The sequence below is a fragment of the Brevibacillus sp. FSL K6-0770 genome (genome assembly GCF_038000275.1).
In the GTDB taxonomy this organism is placed as follows: Bacteria; Bacillota; Bacilli; order Brevibacillales; family Brevibacillaceae; genus Brevibacillus; species Brevibacillus parabrevis.
The window spans coordinates 582,484-606,618 of sequence record NZ_JBBOBQ010000001.1; the positions used below are offsets into that span (position 1 = coordinate 582,484).

The 24,135-nt window shown below is 51.1% G+C and carries 27 protein-coding genes; 21 read left to right on the forward strand and 6 right to left on the reverse strand.

Features of this window, described 5'->3' with window-relative positions:
* Nucleotides 1–17: 17 nt before the first annotated feature.
* From NST23_RS03170 to ggt, 15 genes are all read left to right on the forward strand, one after another.
* Complete coding sequence (locus NST23_RS03170; RefSeq protein ID WP_122965610.1) at nt 18–533, forward strand: sigma-70 family RNA polymerase sigma factor; 516 nt, start codon at nt 18–20, stop codon at nt 531–533.
* 150 nt (nt 534–683) lie between these two features.
* Nucleotides 684–1,382 carry a response regulator transcription factor gene (locus NST23_RS03175; protein ID WP_063229601.1) on the forward strand — a complete coding sequence of 233 codons (699 nt, stop codon included), beginning with the start codon at nt 684–686 and terminating at the stop codon, nt 1,380–1,382.
* Nucleotides 1,379–2,395, forward strand: coding sequence for a sensor histidine kinase (locus NST23_RS03180; protein WP_122965609.1), 1,017 nt, complete (start codon nt 1,379–1,381; stop codon nt 2,393–2,395). Before NST23_RS03175 ends, NST23_RS03180 begins: the two co-directional genes overlap by 4 nt.
* Nucleotides 2,396–2,464: 69 nt before the next feature.
* Nucleotides 2,465–3,235, forward strand: a complete 771-nt coding sequence (locus NST23_RS03185; protein ID WP_122965608.1) for an ABC transporter ATP-binding protein — start codon at nt 2,465–2,467, stop codon at nt 3,233–3,235.
* Nucleotides 3,210–5,099 (forward strand): ABC transporter permease, encoded by a 1,890-nt coding sequence (locus NST23_RS03190; protein WP_122965607.1) that lies wholly within the window; start codon nt 3,210–3,212, stop codon nt 5,097–5,099. Before NST23_RS03185 ends, NST23_RS03190 begins: the two co-directional genes overlap by 26 nt.
* Nucleotides 5,100–5,243: 144 nt before the next feature.
* Nucleotides 5,244–5,714 (forward strand): nucleoside deaminase, encoded by a 471-nt coding sequence (locus NST23_RS03195; RefSeq protein ID WP_063229597.1) that lies wholly within the window; start codon nt 5,244–5,246, stop codon nt 5,712–5,714.
* 255 nt (nt 5,715–5,969) lie between these two features.
* Nucleotides 5,970–6,446: an Lrp/AsnC family transcriptional regulator gene (locus NST23_RS03200; protein ID WP_063229596.1), complete on the forward strand. Its 477-nt coding sequence runs from the start codon at nt 5,970–5,972 to the stop codon at nt 6,444–6,446.
* Between the two features lie 110 nt (nt 6,447–6,556).
* Nucleotides 6,557–8,119 (forward strand): ABC transporter substrate-binding protein, encoded by a 1,563-nt coding sequence (locus tag NST23_RS03205; protein ID WP_122965606.1) that lies wholly within the window; start codon nt 6,557–6,559, stop codon nt 8,117–8,119.
* 43 nt (nt 8,120–8,162) lie between these two features.
* Nucleotides 8,163–9,119 carry an ABC transporter permease gene (locus tag NST23_RS03210; protein WP_063229594.1) on the forward strand — a complete coding sequence of 319 codons (957 nt, stop codon included), beginning with the start codon at nt 8,163–8,165 and terminating at the stop codon, nt 9,117–9,119.
* Nucleotides 9,119–9,949 (forward strand): ABC transporter permease, encoded by an 831-nt coding sequence (locus NST23_RS03215; protein ID WP_063229593.1) that lies wholly within the window; start codon nt 9,119–9,121, stop codon nt 9,947–9,949. The genes NST23_RS03210 and NST23_RS03215 overlap by 1 nt, the downstream gene beginning before the upstream one ends.
* A gap of 35 nt (nt 9,950–9,984) precedes the next feature.
* Complete coding sequence (locus NST23_RS03220) at nt 9,985–10,959, forward strand: ABC transporter ATP-binding protein (RefSeq protein ID WP_173597814.1); 975 nt, start codon at nt 9,985–9,987, stop codon at nt 10,957–10,959.
* On the forward strand, nt 10,956–11,942 hold the full coding sequence (locus tag NST23_RS03225) for an ABC transporter ATP-binding protein (protein ID WP_173597815.1): 987 nt from the start codon (nt 10,956–10,958) through the stop codon (nt 11,940–11,942). Before NST23_RS03220 ends, NST23_RS03225 begins: the two co-directional genes overlap by 4 nt.
* A 22-nt stretch (nt 11,943–11,964) precedes the next feature.
* Nucleotides 11,965–12,546 carry a chromate transporter gene (locus NST23_RS03230; RefSeq protein WP_122965602.1) on the forward strand — a complete coding sequence of 194 codons (582 nt, stop codon included), beginning with the start codon at nt 11,965–11,967 and terminating at the stop codon, nt 12,544–12,546.
* Complete coding sequence (locus NST23_RS03235; RefSeq protein ID WP_122965601.1) at nt 12,543–13,073, forward strand: chromate transporter; 531 nt, start codon at nt 12,543–12,545, stop codon at nt 13,071–13,073. The genes NST23_RS03230 and NST23_RS03235 overlap by 4 nt, the downstream gene beginning before the upstream one ends.
* A gap of 39 nt (nt 13,074–13,112) precedes the next feature.
* Nucleotides 13,113–14,723: a gamma-glutamyltransferase gene (ggt, locus tag NST23_RS03240; protein ID WP_274874804.1), complete on the forward strand. Its 1,611-nt coding sequence runs from the start codon at nt 13,113–13,115 to the stop codon at nt 14,721–14,723.
* A gap of 106 nt (nt 14,724–14,829) precedes the next feature.
* Here the strand turns inward: ggt and NST23_RS03245 are convergent, their stop codons facing one another.
* Complete coding sequence (locus tag NST23_RS03245; RefSeq protein WP_229049806.1) at nt 14,830–15,147, reverse strand: DUF3139 domain-containing protein; 318 nt, start codon at nt 15,145–15,147, stop codon at nt 14,830–14,832.
* A 225-nt stretch (nt 15,148–15,372) separates the two neighbouring features.
* On the opposite strand from NST23_RS03245, the gene NST23_RS03250 reads away from it, so the two are divergent.
* Nucleotides 15,373–15,705 carry a hypothetical protein gene (locus tag NST23_RS03250; protein WP_242772848.1) on the forward strand — a complete coding sequence of 111 codons (333 nt, stop codon included), beginning with the start codon at nt 15,373–15,375 and terminating at the stop codon, nt 15,703–15,705.
* A gap of 181 nt (nt 15,706–15,886) precedes the next feature.
* On the opposite strand, the gene NST23_RS03255 is transcribed toward NST23_RS03250, so the two are convergent.
* The 3 genes from NST23_RS03255 to NST23_RS03265 all read right to left on the reverse strand — a co-directional run bounded on the left by NST23_RS03255 (nt 15,887) and on the right by NST23_RS03265 (nt 18,249).
* A complete protein-coding gene (locus NST23_RS03255) occupies nt 15,887–16,225 on the reverse strand; it encodes a cupin domain-containing protein (protein WP_173597818.1) in 339 nt (112 codons plus the stop codon).
* A 129-nt stretch (nt 16,226–16,354) separates the two neighbouring features.
* A complete protein-coding gene (locus tag NST23_RS03260; RefSeq protein ID WP_122965596.1) occupies nt 16,355–17,335 on the reverse strand; it encodes an ABC transporter substrate-binding protein in 981 nt (326 codons plus the stop codon).
* Between the two features lie 86 nt (nt 17,336–17,421).
* Nucleotides 17,422–18,249, reverse strand: a complete 828-nt coding sequence (locus NST23_RS03265; protein WP_173599440.1) for a helix-turn-helix domain-containing protein — start codon at nt 18,247–18,249, stop codon at nt 17,422–17,424.
* Nucleotides 18,250–18,590: 341 nt separating this feature from the next.
* Here NST23_RS03265 and NST23_RS03270 point away from each other — a divergent pair, with 341 nt between their 5' ends.
* Both NST23_RS03270 and NST23_RS03275 read left to right on the forward strand, forming a co-directional pair.
* The gene (locus NST23_RS03270; RefSeq protein ID WP_122965594.1) at nt 18,591–18,950 is read left to right on the forward strand and encodes a response regulator; all 360 of its coding nucleotides are present in this window, start codon (nt 18,591–18,593) and stop codon (nt 18,948–18,950) included.
* 98 nt (nt 18,951–19,048) lie between these two features.
* Nucleotides 19,049–19,771 (forward strand): polyphosphate polymerase domain-containing protein, encoded by a 723-nt coding sequence (locus NST23_RS03275; RefSeq protein WP_340963083.1) that lies wholly within the window; start codon nt 19,049–19,051, stop codon nt 19,769–19,771.
* A 105-nt stretch (nt 19,772–19,876) separates the two neighbouring features.
* Here NST23_RS03275 and NST23_RS03280 read toward each other — a convergent pair whose 3' ends face one another.
* Both NST23_RS03280 and NST23_RS03285 read right to left on the reverse strand, forming a co-directional pair.
* Nucleotides 19,877–21,022, reverse strand: coding sequence for a response regulator (locus tag NST23_RS03280; RefSeq protein WP_242772828.1), 1,146 nt, complete (start codon nt 21,020–21,022; stop codon nt 19,877–19,879).
* 79 nt (nt 21,023–21,101) lie between these two features.
* Entirely contained in the window at nt 21,102–21,554 is a 453-nt protein-coding gene (locus NST23_RS03285) for a hypothetical protein (RefSeq protein ID WP_274874813.1), read from the reverse strand.
* Here NST23_RS03285 and NST23_RS03290 point away from each other — a divergent pair.
* The 3 genes from NST23_RS03290 (at nt 21,535) to NST23_RS03300 (ending at nt 24,132) form a co-directional block, all read left to right on the forward strand.
* A complete protein-coding gene (locus tag NST23_RS03290) occupies nt 21,535–21,987 on the forward strand; it encodes a prepilin peptidase (protein WP_233454110.1) in 453 nt (150 codons plus the stop codon). The genes NST23_RS03285 and NST23_RS03290 overlap by 20 nt on opposite strands.
* 123 nt (nt 21,988–22,110) lie before the next feature.
* The gene (locus tag NST23_RS03295) at nt 22,111–22,971 is read left to right on the forward strand and encodes a flp pilus assembly protein CpaB (RefSeq protein ID WP_340963086.1); all 861 of its coding nucleotides are present in this window, start codon (nt 22,111–22,113) and stop codon (nt 22,969–22,971) included.
* Between the two features lie 3 nt (nt 22,972–22,974).
* Nucleotides 22,975–24,132 (forward strand): AAA family ATPase, encoded by a 1,158-nt coding sequence (locus NST23_RS03300; protein ID WP_173597822.1) that lies wholly within the window; start codon nt 22,975–22,977, stop codon nt 24,130–24,132.
* Nucleotides 24,133–24,135: the final 3 nt, after the last annotated feature.

The window sequence follows — 24,135 nt, forward strand, 5'->3', positions numbered from 1 at the left end:
GAAATGGGAGATCGATTATGACTACTGCACTCATTTATGCGAAACCAAACCAAAGACAAATTTACGAAGATTATTCCGCCAAAATATACCGCTATTTCCGCTACCGCGTAAAGAACATCTGGGACGTGGAAGACCTGACAACGACTGTGTTCATCAAAGTATACTCGAAGCTGGATCAATACGATGGCCGCCATCCTTTTGGGGCATGGATTTTCCGCATCGCGCATAATGCCCTGATTGACCACATGCGCAAAAAACGGGAATGCCCGGTTGATCAGGACACTTTCAGCACAATGGCTGCGACTGACAAGCTGCCGGAGGAGTGCCTGCTGACGCAAGAAACGACGGAGGGACTGTGGCAAAAGGTACACACCTTGACGACAGATCAACGCAACGTGATTTCTTTGCGCTATCTCGCTGATTTGCGTATGAACGAGATTGCCGAGATTTTGGGCAAGACAGAGGCTTCAGTCAAAATCTTGCATTTTCGCGGGATCAAAAAACTTCAGCAAATGATGGATGCAAAAGCTTGAAGGCGGATGACAATACCGCCTTTTTTTGTTGGGCGAAAACGGGCGTGGCGTGATTCGGACAGCTTGGCGCAGTTGGCGTTGCCGAGTTTTCTAGTGGTATAGTAGAGAGAGGAAGAATTAGGAGATTCGCGATGAGAGGAGTATAAGCTGATGTCGACAATCATGATTGTGGAAGACGACCCGAAGATCAACCAGCTTTTGCAAGAACAGCTGGAAAAATACGGATTTCAAACGGTCAACGTCGAGCATTTTGACCGCGTCATGGATGTGTTCATAGACAGGCGGCCCGATCTGGTACTGCTGGATGTGAACTTGCCCAAGTTTGACGGCTTTTACTGGTGCAGACAGATGCGGCAGGAGTCCAACTGCCCGATTTTGTTTATTTCCGCGCGGGAGAGCAAGATGGATCAGGTCATGGCGCTGGAAAATGGCGCAGACGACTACATTACCAAGCCGTTCGACTACGATGTGGTGCTGGCGAAAATTCGCAGCCAGCTGCGCCGCGCATACGGACAATACGCGCCGCAGGAAGGGGAACGCACGGTAGAGGTTGCGGGACTGAAGCTGTTTTTGGAGCGGATGGAGCTTTCGATGAACGATACGAAGATCGAGCTGAGCAAAAAAGAGGCGCTGCTGCTGGAAGCGTTGATGAATCAATACCCGCGCGTCGTGAGCAGGGAGCGCTTGTTGGAAAAGCTGTGGGACGAGCAATTCGTCGATGAAAACACGTTGAACGTGTACATCACGCGTGTGCGCGGAAAGCTGAAAGACATCGGGCTGGAAGGAGCCGTCGAGACTGTGCGCGGTTCGGGCTATCGTCTGCGAGCGACCTGGGAGGATGGGCAATGAAGCTGTTCCTCAGGGATCAATGGGCCTTTGCCGCCTTTTTTCTCGTTCAGCTGTTTTTGCTGATTTTGATTTTCGCCATGGACGGCTACTGGAACGAATCCTTGGTTATTTACGTGATGTTTTTGTCCGTGTTTTTTGCCGGAGCTTTTCTGGTCGTGCGTTATTTGACCCATCGGTTGATTTACCAGCGCTTGAGTAAGCCGGTAGAAACGTTGGAGGAGCTGACGCAGACGTACGGAAACGCAGCGCTTTGCCGCGCCTTGGACGAGAAAAGCCTGGAGCAGTATCGGCTGTACAAGGAGCAGCTGCATGCGTACGAGAACAAGCAGCGCGATTACACGACGTTTATCCAGCAATGGGTGCACCAGATGAAAACGCCGATCTCCGTCATCCATTTGCTGCTGCAAAATGAAGATGATCCGAAATCGGAGAGCGTGCGTGAAGAAATCGACCGGATCAAGCGCGGCTTGGAAACAGTGCTGTACATAGCGCGGCTGGACCGCTTTGAACAGGACTTTTTGATCGAGCCTGTGGCGATTCGCACATTGACGCAAAACGTGCTGGCGGAAAACAAGCGTTTGTTTATCCGCAATCAAGTGTATCCAGAGCTGAAAATAGAAGAGAACTGGCGAGTGGAATCCGACGACAAATGGCTTTCGTTTGTGTTGAACCAGCTTTTGACCAACGCGGTTCGCTATTCGGCAGGGAAAAGCAACAAGGTGACGATCCGAGCGTACGAACGCGGGCAGCATGTCGTCCTGGAAGTGCAAGACTACGGGATCGGCATACCAGCCGAGGATATCAGACGGGTGTTCAAGCCGTATTTTACCGGGGAAAATGGCCGCAAGTATCCTGAATCGACCGGGATGGGCCTGTACTTAGTCAAGGAAATTTGCGGACGGCTGCACCATGGCGTGGAAATGGACTCCGAAGTGGGCGAGGGCACGACAGTCCGCCTTGTCCTGTCTGCGGTGGTGCCAACCTTACAAGAACGTAAGGATGATGAAAGTTAAATCGATAGTTGAAAAACGTGCGCCCTCGTATAGTGAAAAGTGGGATGTCAGAGGAAAGGGGAAAGACGCATGGAAATGCTTGCGGTGAACAGTCTGAGTAAAATATACGGAGGCAAAGTGACATACCGCGCGTTGACCGATATCGATTTTTCGATTCGCAAAGGAGAATTTGTCGGTATCATGGGTCCATCCGGCAGCGGGAAAACGACGCTTTTAAATATGATCTCCACGATTGACTCTCCTACATCGGGGGCTGTTCTCTTGAATGGAACGAATCCGCACTTGTTGAAAAAAGACAAGCTGGCGCTCTTCCGTCGCCGCGAGTTGGGCTTTGTGTTCCAGGATTTCAATTTGCTCGATACCCTGACGATTGGTGAAAATATCGTTTTGCCGCTTACGCTGGAAAACGTCAAAGTTCAGACGATGGAAGAAAAGCTGCAAAATGTGGCTACGAAGCTGGGAATTTTGGACATTTTGGATAAGCGTACATACGAGGTATCCGGCGGGCAGCGTCAAAAGACCGCCATCGCTCGCGCTATCATCCATTCCCCTTCGCTGCTTTTGGCCGACGAGCCTACGGGAAACCTCGATTCCAAGTCTTCGCGAAATGTCATGGAGACTTTGGAAGCGATCAATAAAGCGGACAATACGACGATGATGATGGTGACGCACGATGCCCTGGCAGCCAGCTACTGTCATCGGGTCATTTTTATCAAAGACGGGCAGTTGCATAACGAAATGTACCGGGGAGAGAACCGTCAGGCGTTTTTCCAAAAGATTATTGACGCGCTATCGTTTTTGGGAGGGAACACCTATGACCTTTCGACAATTCGCGTGTAATAATGTTTTGCGCAATAAACGTACTTATGCTGCCTTTTTCATGAGCAGCGTGTTCTCTGTCATGATCTTTTTCGTCTACGCCATGTTCATTTTCCATCCGGGAATTGTCGGCGAGGAGATTCATGAATCAGTAGCGACCGGGATGATCGTAGCGGAATACGTCATCTTTCTGTTTTCGTTCTTTTTCCTCTTCTACTGCGTGGGAGCGTTTTTGAAAAAGCGGGAAAAGGAATTTGGGATTTTGTTCATGCACGGCATGACTCCGATGCAGCGCAATGTGCTCATCTGCATGGAAAACATGCTGATCGGGGTCGTCTCCATCGCGTTTGGGATCGGTCTTGGGATGGTGCTGGCCAAGCTGTTTTTCCAGTTTGCGGGCTTTCTGCTCGATGTGAAGGCATTGGGTTTTTATCTGCCCTGGAAAGCGATAGGGCTGACAGTGGTGGCGTTTCTTATTTTGTTCGCGGCGATCTCACTGTTTACTGTGCTGTTGCTCAGAAGCCGCAGCCTGCTTGAACTGTTGCAGGGGAGCCGCCGTCCCAAGCGGGAGCCTAGCGCGTCGATCGTGCTGTCGCTCGTAGCGGTTGCCTTGCTCGGAATGAGCTATTGGCTTGCCCTGACAGCAGACGGCATCTACGTGGTGGCGCTTGTGTTGCCGGTGACCGCTTTGACAGTGGTAGGAACGTACTTGCTGTTTACACAGCTGAGCGTGATCCTGATTGAATATTTGAAGAAGCGTCGAGCGATTTACTGGCGGCGCACGAATCTCCTGACGCTATCTGACCTGGCGTACCGGATGAAAGACAACGCGAGAATGTTTTTCCTGGTCTGTATCGTTTCGACGGTCGCCTTTTGTGCGATTGGGACGTTGGCTGCCTTGGCAGGTTCGATCCAGGAGACAGTCGTGAAGACGAATCCGTTTGCGTTTGAATACCAGAGCAAAGCAGGCAATCCTGACAAGGACGCGCATTTGCAGTTGATTGAAAACAGCTTGCAGCAAGGCGGCTTTTCTTTTGAAAAATATCAGGTGTCCATGCGCGTGCTGCCCGAGGCTCCGAATATGGAGAGAATCGGGGTCGTAAAACTGTCCGATTACAACCGCATCGCCGTGGCCGCCAATTCGCGCGAGCTGAAAATGGCCGACAACGAAGTGTTTTTGCTGCTCTTGTGGTTTGATGACGCTGTGAAGCAAAAGACGTTGCGCGTGGGCAACCAGGAGCTGATCGTCAAAACGGATACGAAAATGAACCCGCTGATCAGCGGCATCGATTTTGAGCGTCTGGCCGTCGTGCCGAACAAGGTGTACGATCAACTGACCAATTTGCGGGAAGAACAGCGTTTTGCCTATGATGTGCCGCGGTGGAAGGACACGCAGGATATCAGTCTCAAGCTGACTGATGAAATCGAGCATCGGAACGATATACATTCCTTTGCCGCCCGTGCTCCCCTCTATCACCAGATGAAACAGATGGCAAACACCGGGCTGTTCATTGGGCTGTTTGTAGGGGTTCTGTTTTTCGTAGCAGCAGCGAGCTTTTTGTATTTCCGGCTGTACACGGACTTAGAAAATGACAAGCGGCATTATGGAGCGATTGCCAAGATCGGGCTGACGGATGCGGAGTTGACGAGAATTGTCACGACGCAGATCGCGCTGTTGTTTTTCGTACCGATACTGGTTGCGATCATCCATAGCATCGTGGCGTTTGTTTCGTTGCAGAGCCTGCTCAAAATCATGCTCATCGCCTCCGTCGTCAAGCCGACTGCCATCGTGTTGTGTAGCTTCGTCATCGTTCAGGCGATTTACTTTTGGGTCATCCGCAATCGGTACTTGTTCCATTTGAAGCGGTCGATGAACCGAATATAGTGCTAGTGTGCAAAAGGTGGTCCGGGAGCGGGCGCCTTTTTTGCGCGTCTGAATAAGTCGGCAAAGCGATGAGCGAGTTTGGCTAATGCAAGTACACAAACTGGCATAGGATATAGAAGGAGCGCAAAGCGAGGAGGGAAAGGCATGGAACAGGAAACATGGATGGAGCATGCCGTCAATCTGGCGTTGGATAATGTAACAGCCAGCCGTGGCGGGCCTTTTGGCGCGATAGTCGTGAAGGACGGGCAAATTGTCGGGCGAGGCCGCAATGAAGTGACGGCGACGAACGATCCTACCGCGCATGCGGAGGTTCAGGCGATTCGCGAGGCGTGTCAGAAACTGGGGACTTTCCAGTTGGACGACTGCGAGCTGTACACGAGCTGCGAGCCGTGTCCGATGTGCTTGGGGGCGATTTACTGGGCGCGTCCGCGGGCCGTGTACTACGCTTGCACAAAAGAAGACGCAGCGCGTGTCGGATTCGATGATCAGTTCATTTATGAGCAAATCATGTTGCCGCATGAGCGCAGAAGCATTCCTTTTCGCCAGATGGAGCTGGAGAATCGGCAAGGTCCGTTTCTGGCTTGGGAGCAATCGGAAAAGCGGATTGAATATTGAACGGGTGGTGCTGGTCGTTCAGCCATTTCCTACGGGGAGTGGCTGTTTTTTTGTTTATGAATACGCGAAATATGATAAAGGAAAATAAAAAAATGAAAATGCTTTCAAAAAGAAATTTTCTGAATAAAGGGTTGCATCGTGCCGTAATTCGTATTATAGTAACAACAATCGTTACGTAATTCGACTGTAATTTTTAATTTACAACCGCTATAAGGTTAAAAAATGGATAAGTAAGACGAATAAAGGAGTGGTTATATGGAGGAGAAATTCCGGCGTTCCCTGTACCCGGAGCTTGACGATACAGATTATGGGATCATCCGCGCTCTGCAAGAAAATGCTCGCCTGCCTTTTACCCAAATCGCCAAAGATCTCGGGGTGACCGAAAAAACGATTCGCATGCGCGTGCAGCAGCTGCAAGACGAAGGAACGTTGAGTCTGGTTGGCATCGTCAATCCAGTCAAGGCAGGCCTGCATGTTCAGGCGATCATTCAAGTAGCGGTCGAAGCGGAAAAGCTCGACGAAGTCGTCGCCGCGCTGAACGAGATGGTGGAAATCCGCCTGATCGTATTGACCTCCGGTGACTATCAGCTGTTCACGCAGGTCTTGGTAAGAAGCTACGAAGAATTGTCGGAATTTTTGATGAAAAAGCTGTACAAAGTCCCGGGAATTTTGCGGACAAACGTCATCAATGAGCTGAAAATTTTGAAATCCAAGTACAACTTCGTCCGCTAAAAAAGCGGGAACCTTGGAAGGGGGAATGCCATCGGACGAATGAGCCGCTGGGATTGTCTTGAAAAAGTCGTCATGTTTATCACAGAAAAAAAGAGAGAAGGGGTCATCTTATGTTTTCGACCAAAATGAGCAAAGCGATGCTCGGTGCCGTGCTGGGGACGGTTTTATTGGTAACAGGCTGTGGAGGAGGAAGCGGAGCAGGAACGGCTGATAGCGGAAAAACAGCAACAGCACCTGCTGCTGGCAAAAAAGTAATCAATATCGGGCTGAAGGCAGATCCGCCATCGATGGACCCGAGCATCTCCACATCGCTTTATGATCGCCAAGTATACGCGAGTCTTTACGACAAGCTGTTCGATATCGATGCGCAAGGCAAGATTGTGCCGATGCTGGCTGAATCGTACGAAGTTACGCCGGATGGCAAGACTTATACACTCAAGCTCAAGCAAGGCGTGAAGTTCCACGACGGTACGGATTTTGATGCGGATGCCGTCAAATTCAACTTCGATCGCAACATCAGTGGAGAAAAATCCCGCCGCAAAGGGGAGCTGAAATTCGTTGAATCCGTGTCGGTTGTCGATAAAAGCACGGTGAAAATTCAATTGAAAGAGCCGTTTGCTCCGTTCCTCTCCGTGTTGACTGACCGTTCCGGCATCATCGTCTCGCCGAAAGCAGTCAAGGAGCATGGCGAACAATATCTCAACCATCCAGTCGGAACCGGGCCGTTCACTTTTGTTGAACAGGTAAAAGGCGACCACGTGACGCTGAAGAAAAACGAGAACTACTGGAACGGCGCGGTAAAAGTCGACGAAGTGAACTACAAAGTGTTCACGAACGGCACAGCCAAGGTGCAAAACTTGCGCTCCGGCACGCTGGACATCATCGACGATACGCCTGTGAAAGAAATCCCTGTCGTGAAAGGCGATACGAATCTGCAACTGATCGCCGAGTCGGGAATGGGCTTCCAAGGAATTTACTTGAACAACTCCCGCCCGCCGTTTGACAACAAGTTTTTGCGTCAGGCTGTAGACCGCGCCATTGAGCGGGAAGCGGTCGTGAAGGTACTGTACAACGGCTATGCGGCGCCTGCGCGTACAGCGTTTACCAAAGGAAATCTCGCTTACAACGAACAGTTGAACACACCAACAGCGCCAAATGCGGATGAAATCAAGGACTTGCTGGCAAAAGGCGGCAAGCCAGGCGGATTTGACTTCAAACTGTATATCGCGACTTCTCCGGAAAACGAGCAGCTGGGAGCTGTGCTGCAAAGCATGCTGAAGCAGTACAACATCAACATGACACTGGAGAAGCTGGAGTACGGACAGCTGATTGAAACAGGCGACAAAGGCGAATTTGACGCTTTGCAACTGGGCTGGTCCGGTCGTCAGGACCCTGACCAAAACTTGCATGACTTCGTCGTAACCGGCACTTCCAACAACAACGGCCGCATTTCCATTCCGAAGCTGGACGAGCTGGTTGTAGCGGCACGCGGGGAAATGGACGAAGCGAAGCGCAAAGCCTTGTACGATGAAGCAGCGAAACTGTTGCAGGATGAAGCGGGGTACGTGTACTTGTACCACCAATACGTATTGATTGGCATGAACAAAAAAGTAACGGGCTTCAACTATGTACCGGATGGCTTGATCCGTACCGCGACTTTGGACAAGCAATAAGGCAAGCGAAACACTATAAAGGCAAGAGCAAGGAGGAATTGTCATGATGTTCGTGGTCAGGCGTCTGCTGCTGACAATCCCGATTCTCCTGCTGGTGTCCATTATGACTTTTTCTTTGATCCACATGATCCCGGGCGATCCTGCCCGGGTCATTTTAGGACAGGAAGCGACACCGGAAGCCTATCAGGCACTGCGAACAGAGCTGGGTTTGGACCAGCCGATCGTAGTGCAATATTTTTCCTGGCTGGGAAAAGTGTTGCAGGGCGATTTGGGAATCTCGATTACGGACCGGGTGCCGGTCTCTGAACTAATAATGCAAAGGCTGCCCGCAACAGTGGAGCTGACGATCGGAACGTTTCTCGTCGCCATCCTGATTGCGTTTCCGGCCGGGATTCTGGCGGCTGTGCGCCGCGGGACGTGGGTTGACTACACGAGCACCTTTACCGCGCTGGGCGGAATGAGCATCCCGAGCTTTTGGCTGGCAATGATGATGATTATCTTTTTTGCGGTCAACAACCAGTGGCTGCCTGCCTCCGGCTATGTTCCGTTTCTGGAAAATCCGACGCAAAATTTGCTGGCGATGATTCTTCCCTGTTTGGCGACAGGGCTGAGGGAGTCTGCGGTCCTGATGCGGATGCTGCGCTCTTCCTTGCTCGATGTGGTCAGCATGGACTTCATTCGGACGGCAAAAGCAAAAGGCTTGAATGAAGCACGGACGATTTTGGGCCATGCGCTGCGCAACGCCATGGTGCCAGTGGTCACGACTTCCGGATTGATGATCGCGGGTCTTTTGGGCGGATTGGTCATTACCGAGTCGATCTTTTCCATTCCCGGCTTCGGCCGTCTGATCGTCGAATCCGTGTTCAAGCGGGACTATGTGACGGTACAAGGAGCGATTCTCGTCTCTGCGGTTCTGGTAGTCATGGTCAACCTGGCTGTCGATATGTTGTACGCGGTGATCGATCCGCGCATCAAAGCTGGGAAAGGAGCGGGTGAGTGATGAAAACCGCACGCAAATTCCTCCGAAATGGTCTTGGCGTCATCGGAGCAGTCATTATTCTTGTGCTCATTCTGGTAGCCATCTTCGCACCACAGATCGCTCCGTTTGACCCGAATGCACAAGATTACAACAAAGTGATGATGCAGCCGGACGGTGAGCATTTGTTTGGGACAGACGACCTCGGTCGGGATATTTTCTCCCGCGTCGTCTACGGTGCGCGAATTTCCATCCAGGCTGCGCTGATATCTGTTGGAATTGCCATGCTGATCGGCGTGCCGATCGGTTTGCTGTCAGGATATTACCGAGGCTTTTGGGATGAGTGGGTAGTCATGCGGAGCGTCGATGCGATGCAGGCTTTTCCGTTTTTGATTTTGGCGCTCGCGATCTCGGCGGTGCTTGGTTCCGGTTTTGGCAACGCCATGCTTGCGATCGGCATCGGCTTTGCGCCTGCCTTCATCCGGATTACCCGAGGTCAGGTTCTGTCTTTGCGCAACATGGAATATATTCAAGCGGCGCGTTCGGTCGGGGTAAAAGATGCGCGCATCATTTTCCGCCATATCCTGCCCAATGCGCTCAACCCGATTGTGATTCAGGCGACGCTCGCCATGGCATCAGGCATTATCGCCGAGGCTTCGCTTTCCTATCTGGGATTGGGTGTGCAGCCGCCGACGCCGTCGTGGGGCAGCATGCTGAACCAGGCGCAAACGTTGATGTCTGTCGCACCGTACGCGACGTTTTATCCGGGCATCGCGATCTTTTTAGTCGTGCTGGGCTTCAACTTGCTGGGAGATGGATTGCAGCAGGTGCTGGACCCGCGCTCACGTAAATAATCAAAAGCCCTACGCAGGGAAAAGGAGTGGAGCAGATGACGACCATCTTGGAAGTCGAACAACTGAGAACCCGGTTTCGCACGGACAGCGGTGTCGTCAGTGTAGTTGACGGCGTCGACTTCTCCATCCGTGCTGGTGAAACACTCGGTGTCGTAGGCGAATCAGGCTGTGGCAAGAGCGTAACCAGCCTGTCGATCATGCGGCTTTTGCCACCCAACGGAAATACGAGCGGAACGATTCGCTTTCACGGAAAAGACGTGCTGGGGCTGTCGGAAAAAGAAATGCAGGCTGTGCGCGGCAACGAGATTGCGATGATTTTTCAGGAGCCGATGACTTCGCTCAATCCGCTGCATACGGTAGGCAGACAAATTGAGGAAGCCGTCATGCTGCATCGACAAGTGACAAAAGCCCAGGCAAAAGAGCGGGCAATCGCCATGCTCAAGGCAGTCGGCATGCCTCGCGCAGAAGAGATATACGGAGAATTTCCGCATCAGCTCTCGGGCGGAATGCGGCAGCGGGTCATGATCGCGATGGCGATGTCCTGCGATCCGAAGCTGATCATTGCCGACGAACCGACGACGGCGCTAGATGTGACGATTCAGGCGCAAATTCTCGACTTGATGCGTGACCTGAAAGAAAAAACGGGAACCTCGATCATGCTGATCACGCACGATCTGGGCGTAGTAGCCGAGATGTGCGACCGTGTCATCGTCATGTACGCTGGGCAGGTCGTCGAGGAAACAGATGTGGATACTTTGTTTGAAAGTCCGAAGCATCCGTATACGATTGGCCTGATGAACTCCATACCGGAGCTGGACGAGGAACGCGAATATTTGGAAACCATCCCAGGGGCAGTTCCTTTGCCGCATCAGATGCCGACTGGCTGCCGTTTTGCGCCGCGCTGCTCCAGGACAATGCCGATCTGCAACGAAAAGCCGCCGGAACTGTTGCAACTGAACGGGACAAAATGCCGTTGCTGGCTGTATGCAGAGGAGGGAGAGCAACAATGACGACACCTCTATTGGAAGTAAAAGGACTTCAGCAGCATTTTCCGATCAAGGGCGGCTTTTTGAAACGAACGGTCGGACACGTCAAGGCAGTGGATGGCATCGACTTGACTGTCTACCCCGGAGAGACGCTCGGGATTGTAGGCGAGTCGGGCTGCGGAAAATCGACGACGGGTCGAACGATCTTGCGCCTTTTGGAGCCGACGGCAGGGGAAGTCTGGTTTGACGGGAAAGATTTAGCGAAGCTGCCCAAAGAAGAAATGCGCCTGATGCGCAAAGATTTGCAAATGATCTTCCAGGACCCGTACGCTTCGCTGAACCCGCGCATGACGATCAAGCAGATTTTGCTGGAATCGCTGATGGTGCACAACATCGGGACGAAGCCGGAACGGGAAAAGATCATTGAAGACATCATTCAAATCGTCGGCTTGCGAAAAGAGCATCTGAACCGTCACCCGCACGACTTTTCCGGGGGACAACGGCAACGGATCGGGATTGCCCGCGCGCTCGTGGTCAAGCCAAAGCTGATTATCGCGGATGAGCCTGTTTCTGCCCTGGACGTATCGATTCAGTCGCAGGTGCTGAACTTGCTGAAGGATTTAAAAAAGGAATTTAATTTGACGTTGATGTTCATCTCGCATGACTTGTCGGTAGTCAAACATTTGTGCGACCGGATTGCGGTGATGTATTTGGGGCGTGTGGTGGAAATCGCCGACAAGCGGACGCTGTTCGAGAATCCGAGCCACCCGTACACACGGGCGCTGCTCTCGGCTGTTCCGGTGGCGAAGCCGCGGCAAAAGCGCGAACGGATTTTGTTGACGGGGGATTTGCCAAGCCCGGCGAATCCGCCAAGCGGCTGCACGTTTCACCCGCGCTGCCCGTATGCAACAGACATTTGCCGCTCGCAAACGCCCAGTCTGTCAGACATCGGCGGGGGCCAACTGGTATCCTGTCATCTGGTGCAATCGGGAGAGGTGCTCCGCTAAGGCAAGGGATGGAGGTACGAACATGGTTTACTGGCATTTGTTTCTCGCCTTTTTCCGCATCGGGATATTTGGTTTCGGCGGAGGACCGACGATGGTTCCCCTGTTTTATACCGAGTGCGTGAAAAAGTATAAATGGGTATCGGATGAAGATTTCTCGGACAATTTGGCGCTCGCCAACGCGCTGCCCGGGCCGATTGCCACCAAGCTGGCGGCTTTCATCGGCTATCGGGTAAAAGGCTGGATGGGCGCACTGGTGGCAAATATCGCCGTGGTCATGCCGATCGTGCTCGTCATGATTGGACTTTTGCAGGTGATCTATCAATGGAAGGACGCGCCTGGCGTCTACGGCATGATTCAGGCGATCGGCCCGGTGATTGCCGTCATGACAGGCGTGCTGACGTGGGAGTTTCTCGCAAAAGGCTGGAAGGGAGCAGCGAGCAAAACAGGCGTGAGCATCTCGCTCGGTCTGTCGCTCGTAGCGTTGCTTTTCCTTGACTGGCATCCAGGCATTGTCGTGGGCATTGCGCTGCTTGTCTCGTTCGCTTACTCGACCTGGTCTGTCCGCAAGCGCAAGAAGCAGGACGGCAAGGAGGGAGCGGCATGATTTATCTGCAACTGTTTTGGGCTTTTTTTATCTCTAACATATTGGGGTACGGCGGAGGGCCGCCGAGCATCCCGCTCATTCAAAACGAGGTCGTCGATCATTACCACTGGATGTCCATAAAGGAGTTCGGGGAAGTGCTGGCGGTAGGCAATGCGCTGCCAAGTCCAATCGCGACCAAGCTGGCAGGCTACATCGGCTATCAGGTGGCAGGTGTGCCGGGAGCGACTGTCGCTCTGCTCGCTACGGTTGCGCCTACTGCCATCGCGATGATTTTGCTGCTTCAATTCATTAACTTGTTCCGCAACGCACCGCAGGTGAAAGCGATGACGCAATCGGTTCGCCCTGTCGTGACTGTTTTGCTGGGAACGATGACGTATCAGTTTTTGCTGGGGGCAGTCGAAGGGATCGGCTGGATACAGACGGGCATTTTGACCGTTGCGTCTTATCTGCTGCTGGAAACGTGGAAGGTGCATCCTGCTTTTGTCATGGTAGCAGCGATGGTGTATGGGTACATCTTTATCGGCTAACGAGCAAGCAACGATAACTACATCAAGGAGGCATAAACCATGGTTAACTACGATGCAATGGAATACCCGTACGCTTCAAAACGTGTGACCACCTTTGCGAGAAACGGTATGGTCGCAACCTCGCAACCGCTGGCGGCACAGGCAGGTCTTGATATTTTGAAAAAGGGCGGCAATGCGGTAGATGCGGCGATTGCGACGGCGGCATGCCTGACTGTCGTGGAGCCGACGTCCAACGGGATCGGCGGCGATGCGTTCGCGCTGGTCTGGATCAAGGATGAGCTGCACGGTCTGAATGCGAGCGGGCCAGCTCCGCAAGCGATTTCGATCGATGCGCTGAAGGCAAAAGGTCTGGAAGAAATGCCGACATACGGCTGGACGCCAGTGACTGTGCCAGGTGCTCCGGCAGCCTGGGCAGCCCTGTCCAAGCGCTTCGGCAAGCTGCCGTTGACGGAAGTGTTGCAGCCTGCCATCGATTACGCGGAGAATGGCTACCCGCTTTCGCCAACGCTCGCTCATTACTGGAACGCAGCGTACAAAAAGTTTTCGCAGCTGTGCAAAGGCGAAGAATTTGCGCACTGGTTCTCCACTTTTGTGCCAGAGGGCAAGGTGCCAAAAGCAGGCGACATCTGGAAATCGCCAGGGCACGCCGCTACTTTGCGCGAGATCGCGGAGACAAACGGGGAGAGCTTCTATCGCGGCGCGCTTGCCGACAAAATCGACGCCTTTTCCCGCGAGTGCGGCGGCTATTTGCGCAAAGAAGACCTGGCGGCATTCGAGCCGGAATGGGTACAGCCAGTAGGCGTCAACTACCGCGGTTACGACGTGTGGGAAATCCCGCCGAACGGTCAGGGAATGATCGGGCTGATGGCGCTGAACATTTTGAAAGGCTATGATTTTGCCGCAAAAGACACGACAGAGACGTATCACAAGCAGATCGAAGCGATGAAGCTGGCGTTTGCGGATGGGTTGAAATACATCACAGAGGAAAGCAAAATGAAGGTCGCAGTCAAAGACTTGCTGTCCGAGGAGTACGCAGAGGAGCGCCGCGCGCTGATCGGCGACGAGGCGTTGACGCCGGAGCCGGGTCAGCCGAAGTCGAGCGGAACGGTTTATTTGGCAACAGCCGATGGCGAAGGGAACATGGTGTCGTTCATCCAGAGCAACTACATGGGCTTCGGCTCGGGAGTCGTCGTGCCAGGAACCGGGATCGCCATGCAAAATCGCGGGCACAACTTTTCGCTCGATCCAGGCCACGACAATTGCCTGGAGCCGGGCAAGCGGACGTTCCACACGATTATTCCGGGCTTTTTGACCAAAGACGGAAAAGCAGTCGGTCCGTTCGGTGTAATGGGTGGCTTCATGCAGCCTCAAGGTCATGTGCAGGTAGTCATGAACACGATCGATTTCCACCTCAATCCGCAAGCGGCGCTGGATGCCCCGCGCTGGCAGTGGATGGAGGGCAAAACGGTGGAGCTGGAGCGGCACTTCCCGGAGCACCTGGCGCAAGCATTGGAGCGCAAAGGGCACACGATCAAGTGGGCGCAGCTCGGCAACTACTTTGGCCGCGGCCAAATTATTTGGCGCGATGAACACGGCGTGCTGAGCGGCGGGACGGACATGCGCGCAGACAGCAGCATTGCCGCGTGGTAGGGGAGTACAAAAATTGGCGAATGAATAATGCCGGAGCTTAGCTTCGGCATTTTGTTTTTTACTGGGGTGGATAGGTTCCGCAAGTTTTTTTCATGCTTCAAAGGTTTTAGCTTTCTCTGTGCTTATCAGTTTTACCGCTGTAACCACTCTGCTTTACTTTTTCATCTATTCGATAGTAGTATTTCGTTTCTCTTTCATCCGAAAAAATGACCTGGGCGCTGTAATCTCCGAATTTTCTGGAGTACGTGACATCAATGCTCGCAATGTCAGCAATGTTGTAGTTTTTCTCACTCAATAAATATTCTCGTACATTGCTTTGTATATCTGATTTCGTTTGTGGATAGCCGCCTATGATCCATTCAAAGTTGTAAGAAACAGCAACTGTCAAGAATATGAGCATGCAGATGACAAGCGTTTTTCTCACAGCGATCCCCCCTAAAATTTGCCATCTAAACAGCGTTCATATTATCATGAAATTACAAATTTTTGAAGCAATGCAGAAGGGGGGAGATGGATTGGAGATTGCCGACGTCTCGCGGAGCCAAGGTTGCCGTCCCTGCTGCCATGTTGCCGATTGCAGATCAGTTGAACAAGTAGAAAGATTGATTAAACAAATTCTGGGGCTTTTCTGATAGGAGGGAGGGAACCCATGGAGACGTTGCCTTCTTGGGTCTGGGGTTTCTATTATGTATTCATTTTGATAGCGCTAGTCAGCGGTATTGTGTATCTCATTCGGAAACAGCGCAAGCTTCTTTCCATACTGACCATATTGTCCTCCATAATTGGACCGATTGTATTCTTTTTACAGTCCTTGCTGCGTGCTTCCGGGACGGAAATAGATAACTTGTGGCATAGCCTTGGTCAAGGGGAGATATGGGCTTTGTTTGTCCTCCTGGCGTTTATGGAAATGCTAGTGTGGTATGTAACGCTTATTAAAGATTTTTTGGGGAGAAGGGGGAAAAGGAACAGTCTCAAAACGTAAGAGGAGCAGTATTTCCTTTTATAAAAAGTTTTTTCCTGCAAAATGAAAGAGGCAAAAAAGGCACTTGGCAGCATCGCAAATTCGGCTATCGTTAGTTTGTGACAACTTGCCGATAGCCGAATTTGAAAAGATGCTGAAAGTACCTTAGCAATCACTAGCTTCAAATCTCATTGCTTGCTGCTTACTCGGACTCGGAATGGTCAGCGTTTGCTGCGCCTCTAGGCTCGACCAACATGACATGGGCTTCCTTTTCGGCGAACGGCTTTTGCGCGGCTCCCCCCGGGACAATAAACATCTCGCCCTTGGAAATTTTCACCTGACCATCGCGAAAAGCAATGAACATCTCTCCTTCGAGCACGATAAATACTTTATCGACACCATCATGCTCATGCCATTCAAAATCCCCGTCAATTTTAATCAGCTTGAATTGAACGTCATGTATTTCCCCCACGACTTTCGGAGACCAAAGCTCGTTGATTGCAGATAGCTGCTCATTCAGATTAATAACCTCGTAATTCATAGGAATCCCTCCTTTTTTTGCCTGCACTGTACTTACCCTTACCTTTCAAAGAGCGGGATAGCATCTATTGTCACTCGCATGTTGCACAAGAGTGATTTCGCTCGGATTTTTCGCGTTTTTTAGACCTTGCTATTTACGCAAGGCATCTGTGATATTTTGCAAAGCGTATTGGATAGCTAATGGGCCGCCAGTAATAGCGGAAGTATCCATTAAATGCACATTGCCTTTCTTCACGGCATTCAGATTGTTCCATACCTTGCTTTGTTGCAAGTCATTCATCAATGCTTCCTTTTTGGTAATGTCGCCGATCAGGAAAATATGGTCTGCTTGAACAGTTGAAATTCCTTCAAACGCAGTAAACTCATTGTTCGTACCTGTAAATTTATGATCTGGTGTAAGCCCCAGTCCCTTTTCTTTATCGAACGCGAGTTTATAGACTGGATTTCCTTCCCCTAGTACATTGAACGTTTTTCCATCCCAAGACAAAATGAGAGCCACTGACTCGCCTGCCATCGGCTTTAAGGCTTCGCGCCCGGTTGTAATGTCGTTCATCATCTTGTCGATGACTTTTTCCGCTTCGTCGTCTTTGCCGATAATCTTGGCTACTGTACGAATCCCGTATTGCCAATCATTGTAGATGTCCTTGGTGTTCAACGTAATGACTGGCGCCACTTTTTCCAGGGAATCATACATTTTTTCATGTTGTTCTGTTGCCAAAATAATATCAGGCCCAATGGAAAGAATTTTCTCGATACTAGGGGATACTTTATCTCCCAGCTCTTCGGCTGAATCCAGCTTTCCTTTTAAATAAGCTAAAGAAGCGAGAAACTCTTTTTCCGTAGAACCAGCAGGTGGCTCGCCTAATGCCACTAATATTTCCGGATAAAAGTACCATAGTGCGGCCAATTTCTCCGGTTTTTTCTCGATCACAATTTCTTTGCCTAACGAATCTTTAAATGTTCTTGGCCAAGCAGGTGTATCTGTCTTAGCTGTGGATGTAGATGTACTTTCCGGAGCGGAGCTTTTATTTTCGGCAGGTGCTTGATTGCAGCCTGCTAGTATGCCTGCTAGTAATAGAGTGGAAATTAACAGGCTTTTTATTTTTGGCATGGGCGATTCCTCCGACATGATGTTTTCTTTGGCTTGCCATTAGTATAGTAAAGCCATTTTTCGGAGAGAATGGATGCCTGTTGAAATCAGCATGGATTATTGATGAACTGCTCGCGATATTCAGTGGGGGAAATGCCTAATTGTTTTTTGAACACTCGACTAAAATAAAAAGGATCGGCAATGCCAACCGTTTGTGCAATTTGCTGTACGGGCAATTCACTTGTTACTAGCATTTCTTGCGCCATGTTGATGCGGTACTTCAATAAATATTCTGCCGGTCCCATGCCTGCATATCTTCTGAATACGTAAGAAAGCCGATTGCGATTGACGTTATGTTGTTCTGCAAGTGATGCTATCGTAAGGCTTTGATAGTAGTGTTCATGAATATATTGAGCTACCCGTTCGAATAATGCGTGTGGTTCATAGCTGTTTTGCCGATTCGCAACACATAGCAACGCTTCATTCAGTACATCTCGAAACAGCATCTCGGTCTGAAACATGGAAATGCCGCCACGCTGATTGTACACATGCCAAAGACGCATGATTAATTCGATCAGACGGGGGGATTGTCCCGTTGCTAATTCAAAATGCTGATGCGAAAAGCTGGACGCTTCCAGTTCTGCGTCACATATCCGATATTGGACGAGAATATATTCCCAGTTGGTCTTGCCAAACATTTTTTGCGCCAGACTCATTTTTGCACCGCCATGCACCACTTTTCCTGGCGAAAGAATATAAGGCGTACCATTAAACTGGAATTGCACCTTCCCTGTAAGGGGAAACACGAATCCAGGATAAGAATCTGTATAGTCAGCGTGAGGCACACCGGGATCTCTGGCATATCGATATACTCCTTCCACTTGAAAAGGAATGTGCGCAAAATGCTTTGCTAACTGATCAACGTCGATTTTCACATTGCATGCCTCATTTCCATCGTAGTTTGCCGGCTCTCGTCTATTTCCACATTATTGATAATGAATATCAGTGTCAATCTATTTGCACAACAAAAGTGCCGCTCCCGGCTCATGTTCAAACAGCCGGGTGGCGGCATCGGGTCAGTTTTTCGTAAAACTTATGCGCTTGTTCAGAATTTGTTCAGATGGTCGGAGTACAATGAGGAGTACGTATAGAAAAGGTCTTGATTCCTATTTTAGCCAAAATAATCCTGCCTGTCTTTCTACGGGGCATTCAATAGGGATTGAGTCCTGCTGAAACTTTCGATCAAACACAGGTCGGGATGGGAGAAGTCATGTCAATGAGCAGCATCATGATAGTGGATGATACCGCTTTTACGAGAGCCATGCTTCGCAACATACTGGAGTCCCTGGGGCTGGAAGTAACGGTGGAGGCTGATTCGGGCGAAGATGCCGTCCATAAATACGGGCTGTACAGGCCAGAGCTTGTCTTTATGGACATTTCCATGCCCGGTATGAATGGGATTCGCGCCTCTCACAAAATCATGGATATGGACAAAGATGCGAAGATCATTATATGCTCAGCTGTCGTGCGGCGCGATACCGTCATCAAGGCGATTCAGGCTGGTGCGCGCGATTTTATCGCCAAGCCGCTTCAGCTTGACCGTGTGGAATGGGCTGTTCGCAATGCATTGGGCTAAAGATTTCATGTATGAAGACGAGCTTGACGACACCATTTTTCGTTTGGATGAGACGAATAATCATGGTGTTTTTGATTTGGAAAAGAGGGTGGGCTGAAATGAAAGGGACCAGGGCGACAGGAAGGCATGCGGGCAGCAAAGTATTTCGTCATGAGCTGAAGTATTATCTTCACTGGAGCGACTACGAGACGATCAGAACAAAGCTGCGGCTGATTGCGTATCTAGACCCGCACTCGATTGACGAAACAGGCTATCAGATTCGCAGCCTGTATTTTGACGATATTCAGGACATGGCTCTGGAAGATAAAAAGAACGCCGCATCCAGCGGCAGAAAGTATCGAATCCGCATCTACAACAACAGTGACGCTGCAATCAAAATGGAGCGAAAGAGCAAGATTGGCGGGTACATTTGCAAGGAAGCGGTTGCGATTGCGCGGGACGAATATGCGAGCATCATGACGGGACAAACCGATTTTCTCAAGGAGACGGAGAGCAGCTTGCTCCGCGATTTTTATGTGGAGAGTCGGCATCCCCTTTTTGCCCCAAGGATTGTTACCGACTACATCCGGGAAGCGTATGGGATGGAAACAGGCAATGTGCGAGTGACCTTCGACAAGCAGCTGATGACCACTGTTGATTTCGATGATCTGTTCAACGACCAGCTCGCGATGGTGAGCGTCATTCCACAGCCGATGCTGATTATGGAAGTCAAGTTCGATCATTTCCTTCCTTTTAACATCCAATATTTGCTGCAAAATTTGAGCAACCAGCGGACGCTGATCTCCAAATACGCTGTATGCAGAGAAAAACTAAAAATTTAAACAATTCACAGTACGAGCGTGGAATGCAGTCTTTTTCGCAGATGTCAAAGCCCTTCCTGACAAATGGGCCGGGAAGGGCTTTCGAGTAGCGCTTTGTGCGTGGCCTTACGCATACGGCTTTGCTTTCCACGCTTGAAACCAGTTCGAAATATCCTCATTCACAGCGGAATCAAGCTCTTGCTCCCAGCGCGTAGCGAGCAATTCATACTGCTCTTCGACCGATGCGGGATCATTCATGGCGTCGTAGAGCTGCATCAGGGAGAAATAGCAGTCCTCGTCCAAAGGATGCAAAAGCTGAATGCGCTCGTTTACTTGAATCGCTTCAGCAAGCATGCCTTTTTCCTGATAGAAGTGGTTCATTTTTTTCGCGAGCTGGAGCCATAATCGGCGCAGACGCTCCCGCTCGTACTCGGCCCACAAATAGTCGTACTCGCCAAAGTAATCGCCGCTGTACATGGCAAGCGTCTGCTCGTAATCTGCGATGTTGTCGCGAGCAGGCGGAGCCAGCTGCGCCAGGCGCTTCTCCCATTCATCTACGTCAATCAACGAGGACTCCACTGTCAGCTTGTAGCCCGTTTCGAGGTTGCCTTTGTTGATCGTAACCGTTTTGATGCCGGATCGCTTCAACGTTTGGCGGATCAAATAGATCGCTGTGTAGAGCTGAGGCATTCCTTTGGATAAATCGTAATCGGGCCATAAAAGCTCCAAAAGCGTATCTTTGTCCACCGTTTTGTTGCGGTGATGAAACAAGTAGGCAAACAGTTCGCGCACTTTGTTTGTTCGCCATTTGATCTCCTGCGGCTCCTGGCCGGACATGTGGAACTGGAGATGGTTGAAGCATTGGATGGAGACAAGCGGCGTGGCTTGCTGTTCGGTTGTTTGCGCGATGTTGATTTTTTCCCGCAGACGCTCGACGGTTTTCTCCAGCCGTTTCAGTTGGACAGGCTTCATGATGTAGTCCAGCGCGCACAGTTCGAAAGCGTCTACTGCATATTTGTCGTAGCCGGTCACAAAGACGATTTCCGGGGAAGGATCGGCATTCTGGAGCTGCTCCCCGATTTCCAGACCGTTGATTTGCGGCATGTTGATATCGAGAAAGACGACATCCGGGCGAAGCTTATGCGTCATTTCAATCGCCTGGATCGGGTTGGTAAACGTCCCGATCACCTGTATGCCACCTATTTTTTGCTCAAGCATGATCTGTAGATGTTGCAAAGGCAGTTGTTCGTCATCGACCAAAATTGCTTTCATCGACTTCTCCTTCCTTACGTTGTCTTGAATGCATAAAACTCCCTCTATTGTAGACATCACAAGCCTCTGAAAAGTTGCTTTAATCAGCCGAAAAGGAATTGTAAAGCTTATGGTGAGATTTCAGCCACGCATCACTCCGGTACATATCGGCTGCTGATTCAACTGGATGAACACGCGCGTTTTCCTTCCGGCCGGGCTTCATCGCGGCATGACGGTTTCCTTTCGCGTGCCTAAATCGCATAGGGAAAAGCAGGGCAAGAGTGGTTTGGCAGAAGCGGATCTGCTGAACCACTCTTTTTGTCATACAAGTATTTTGGTCCGTGCGCGATTCGGCAAAATACGCCGGGCAGCGAGGGAGCAGGATCAAGGTAAAAGGACCTGTTCCGAGCGGAAATGGCAAAATGTTTTTTCTAAAATAACCCAAAAAATTTTCCCGAATGCGCAACAATATTCCCCAAATGATCGTCAGTGGTGGTGAAATTTTCCTCCAAAAGAAAGGGGGAGGAGGGCGCGTGCCGACCTTGTATGTCATCGTTCCCATTCTTTTCGTAATGGCAGTGGCTGTGTATACAGACCTACGCTACCGACTGATTTACGATTGGTTGACGCTGCCTGGGATCGCCTATTTTCTGATCGCGCATGCGGTTCTCCGGCCGGAAGACTGGCTGGCGCACCTCCTGGGGGTCGTCGTGCTTGGCGGACTGTCGCTCGGGATGGCCGTCATCAGCAATGGGCAGTTGGGGGGTGGCGACATCAAGCTGCTTGCCGTGGTTGGGGCAGCGTTGGGCTGGCAGGCGGGATTGTTCGCGATGGTTCTTGCCTATCTGCTTGCCGGAGTCATCATGCTTCCCGTATGGCTTGCCTCAAGACTGTCGCGAAAGGTGACTTTGGATCGGGAAATCCCGCTGGCTCCATTCATCGCGGGGGGAACCGGGCTGTTGCTGGTAATGGTTATCTATTACTAGGCGGTGATTCTCGGGGAATAATCCGATAGTAACAGTGTGTATTTTTACTTATTATGGAAAATATGGGCTGTGCAGCATGATTTGACATTATTCTAGCTACAGAAAAAGAGAGGGAACCTTTTCATGTTGGAATCGAAACGACGGGCAGTTATTTTTCTGGCGTTATCCTTTTTGCTTGCGGCTCTGGCCGGGTTTCTGTTTTTGAAGAAAATCAAGGACATGAACGCGCAGCTCGGGGAGATGGTGGAGATTTACGAGGCGAATGTCGATATTCCCTCTCGTGCCTTGATCCAACCCGATCAATTGACGACAAGACAAATTCCGAAAAAGTACGCGGATGGTTCGTACGTTGTCGACAAGATGAGTCTGAAAAATCAGGTAACGGTCGTCCCTTTGTCGAAAGGCGACATCATTACGAAAAATATTTTGAAGCCGGCGAATATGGTCCGCGATCAAAACAATCGGCTGATTACCGTGTACGCGTCGGGAAACATCATGTTCGACCAGGAGCTGGAGGCGCTGGACCGTGTGGATATTATCATCTCGACTACGAAGGCCGGTCAGCCTGTAACCGAAGTGTTCATGAAGGACGTTCCTGTCGCCATGGTGGCGAAGTCGGACAACAAATTCAAGGGCGTGGCGCTGGAGCTGCCGTTTGAGGATGTGCCCAAATTCATCCATCAGCAGCACTACGCCGAGCTGATGCGCATTTTGAAAGCCAATGTCGGCAAAGGAGAGCTGGGGATTCCCGACCCGTTTACAACCACGGAGCCGAACAAGACGGAGACGGCGCCAAAGCCAAAGCCTGCGGAAACAAAGCCGCAAACGCCGCCAGCCACAACACCAGCGACTCCGCCAGTGACGGCACCAGCGGCTCAGCCAGCCGGGCAAACTCAGCCAGCACCGACCAATCAGCAGCAGCCAGCGAAACCGCCAACTTCGGTACAGCCGCCAACCAATCCAGCACCCAAAACCGGAGGGTAAGTCATGAGCAAAGAAGTGAAAATTCTTGTAGTCGCAGATTACGATTCGGTCAAGGAAATGCTCACGGAATTTTTGGCCGGGTATGAGCAAACACGCTATACGACCTCCAGCGAAGTGAAAAAAGAAATCGACCGGATCGGACCCGATGTCGTGTTGCTCGTCCAGCCCGAGGAGGGGGCCGGAGTCGAGCTGGTTCAGTACATACAGAGCGAGTTGCCAGAGGGAATCGTCATTTTTTTGACGGAAAGGCAAGATTTTGCCCTGCTGCGGGATGTCGTCCGCGCCGGAGCAGTCGAGTACATCGTCATGCCAGACGAGTTGAACCTGTTGACCGATCGCCTCGAAAAAATATCCGAGCTGTCCCAAATCCAGCAGCGCAAAAAAGGCGCGGATGCTTCCGGCAAAGCGTTTGTGCGCGGGCGGGGCAAGGTGTATTCCTTTTACAGCGGCAAGGGAGGCAGCGGCTGTACACAGCTTGCCACAGGCTTTGCCCAGTCGCTGAAGCTGGAATCGACGGCCAGCGTGCTTTTGATTGATCTCAACCTGCAGTACGGGGGCGTGGAGACGTTCCTGTCGTTTGACAGCAACCGCACGCTTGGGGACCTGATTCCGGTCATGAATGAGATGAACGAATTTCACATCCGCAACGTGGCGCAGCGCGAGGCTCACTCCAAGCTGGAAGTGCTGGTCAGCCCGCGTGACGCCGAGATTGCGGAAAACATGTCCGAGGCGTTTGTCACGCGCCTGATCCGGGCGAGTCGCCGCAGCTATGATTTCGTCATCATCGACCTGCCGAGCCATATGAACGAGCTGGTCTATGCCGCTTTGTCGGAAGCCGACATGATTTACTACGTGATGAACCTGGATACGCCTTCTGTGCAAATTTATCGGCTCGTCGAAGACTTGTTCAGACGGCTGCGCATCGATACCGAGGGCAGGCTGGAAGTCGTCGTCAACCAGGTGGGCCGGGATAACGAGCTGGCTGTGTCCGACCTGAAAGGGCTGTTCAACGCCCCGATTACCGCGGAAATCAGGCGGGATCACGCGGGTGTGCAGGCGGCTGTCAATCAGGGAAGGCCGTTGCAAAAGGAAGCGAATGAGAAAAAACTGACTCCTGCGGCAAAAGACATCCGAAAATGGGTCCAAAGCAAACTGTCTTGAGGG

What these genes read in the sequence shown, in the direction of transcription:
- NST23_RS03170 (WP_122965610.1), top strand. Translation starts at nt 18, where the DNA reads ATGACTACTGCACTCATTTATGCGAAACCAAACCAAAGACAAATTTAC.
- NST23_RS03175 (WP_063229601.1), top strand. Translation starts at nt 684, where the DNA reads ATGTCGACAATCATGATTGTGGAAGACGACCCGAAGATCAACCAGCTT.
- NST23_RS03180 (WP_122965609.1), top strand. Translation starts at nt 1,379, where the DNA reads ATGAAGCTGTTCCTCAGGGATCAATGGGCCTTTGCCGCCTTTTTTCTC.
- NST23_RS03185 (WP_122965608.1), top strand. Translation starts at nt 2,465, where the DNA reads ATGGAAATGCTTGCGGTGAACAGTCTGAGTAAAATATACGGAGGCAAA.
- NST23_RS03190 (WP_122965607.1), top strand. Translation starts at nt 3,210, where the DNA reads ATGACCTTTCGACAATTCGCGTGTAATAATGTTTTGCGCAATAAACGT.
- NST23_RS03195 (WP_063229597.1), top strand. Translation starts at nt 5,244, where the DNA reads ATGGAACAGGAAACATGGATGGAGCATGCCGTCAATCTGGCGTTGGAT.
- NST23_RS03200 (WP_063229596.1), top strand. Translation starts at nt 5,970, where the DNA reads ATGGAGGAGAAATTCCGGCGTTCCCTGTACCCGGAGCTTGACGATACA.
- NST23_RS03205 (WP_122965606.1), top strand. Translation starts at nt 6,557, where the DNA reads ATGTTTTCGACCAAAATGAGCAAAGCGATGCTCGGTGCCGTGCTGGGG.
- NST23_RS03210 (WP_063229594.1), top strand. Translation starts at nt 8,163, where the DNA reads ATGATGTTCGTGGTCAGGCGTCTGCTGCTGACAATCCCGATTCTCCTG.
- NST23_RS03215 (WP_063229593.1), top strand. Translation starts at nt 9,119, where the DNA reads ATGAAAACCGCACGCAAATTCCTCCGAAATGGTCTTGGCGTCATCGGA.
- NST23_RS03220 (WP_173597814.1), top strand. Translation starts at nt 9,985, where the DNA reads ATGACGACCATCTTGGAAGTCGAACAACTGAGAACCCGGTTTCGCACG.
- NST23_RS03225 (WP_173597815.1), top strand. Translation starts at nt 10,956, where the DNA reads ATGACGACACCTCTATTGGAAGTAAAAGGACTTCAGCAGCATTTTCCG.
- NST23_RS03230 (WP_122965602.1), top strand. Translation starts at nt 11,965, where the DNA reads ATGGTTTACTGGCATTTGTTTCTCGCCTTTTTCCGCATCGGGATATTT.
- NST23_RS03235 (WP_122965601.1), top strand. Translation starts at nt 12,543, where the DNA reads ATGATTTATCTGCAACTGTTTTGGGCTTTTTTTATCTCTAACATATTG.
- ggt (WP_274874804.1), top strand. Translation starts at nt 13,113, where the DNA reads ATGGTTAACTACGATGCAATGGAATACCCGTACGCTTCAAAACGTGTG.
- NST23_RS03250 (WP_242772848.1), top strand. Translation starts at nt 15,373, where the DNA reads ATGGAGACGTTGCCTTCTTGGGTCTGGGGTTTCTATTATGTATTCATT.
- NST23_RS03255 (WP_173597818.1), bottom strand. Translation starts at nt 16,225, where the DNA reads ATGAATTACGAGGTTATTAATCTGAATGAGCAGCTATCTGCAATCAAC.
- NST23_RS03260 (WP_122965596.1), bottom strand. Translation starts at nt 17,335, where the DNA reads ATGCCAAAAATAAAAAGCCTGTTAATTTCCACTCTATTACTAGCAGGC.
- NST23_RS03270 (WP_122965594.1), top strand. Translation starts at nt 18,591, where the DNA reads ATGAGCAGCATCATGATAGTGGATGATACCGCTTTTACGAGAGCCATG.
- NST23_RS03275 (WP_340963083.1), top strand. Translation starts at nt 19,049, where the DNA reads ATGAAAGGGACCAGGGCGACAGGAAGGCATGCGGGCAGCAAAGTATTT.
- NST23_RS03280 (WP_242772828.1), bottom strand. Translation starts at nt 21,022, where the DNA reads ATGAAAGCAATTTTGGTCGATGACGAACAACTGCCTTTGCAACATCTA.
- NST23_RS03285 (WP_274874813.1), bottom strand. Translation starts at nt 21,554, where the DNA reads ATGACATACAAGGTCGGCACGCGCCCTCCTCCCCCTTTCTTTTGGAGG.
- NST23_RS03295 (WP_340963086.1), top strand. Translation starts at nt 22,111, where the DNA reads ATGTTGGAATCGAAACGACGGGCAGTTATTTTTCTGGCGTTATCCTTT.
- NST23_RS03300 (WP_173597822.1), top strand. Translation starts at nt 22,975, where the DNA reads ATGAGCAAAGAAGTGAAAATTCTTGTAGTCGCAGATTACGATTCGGTC.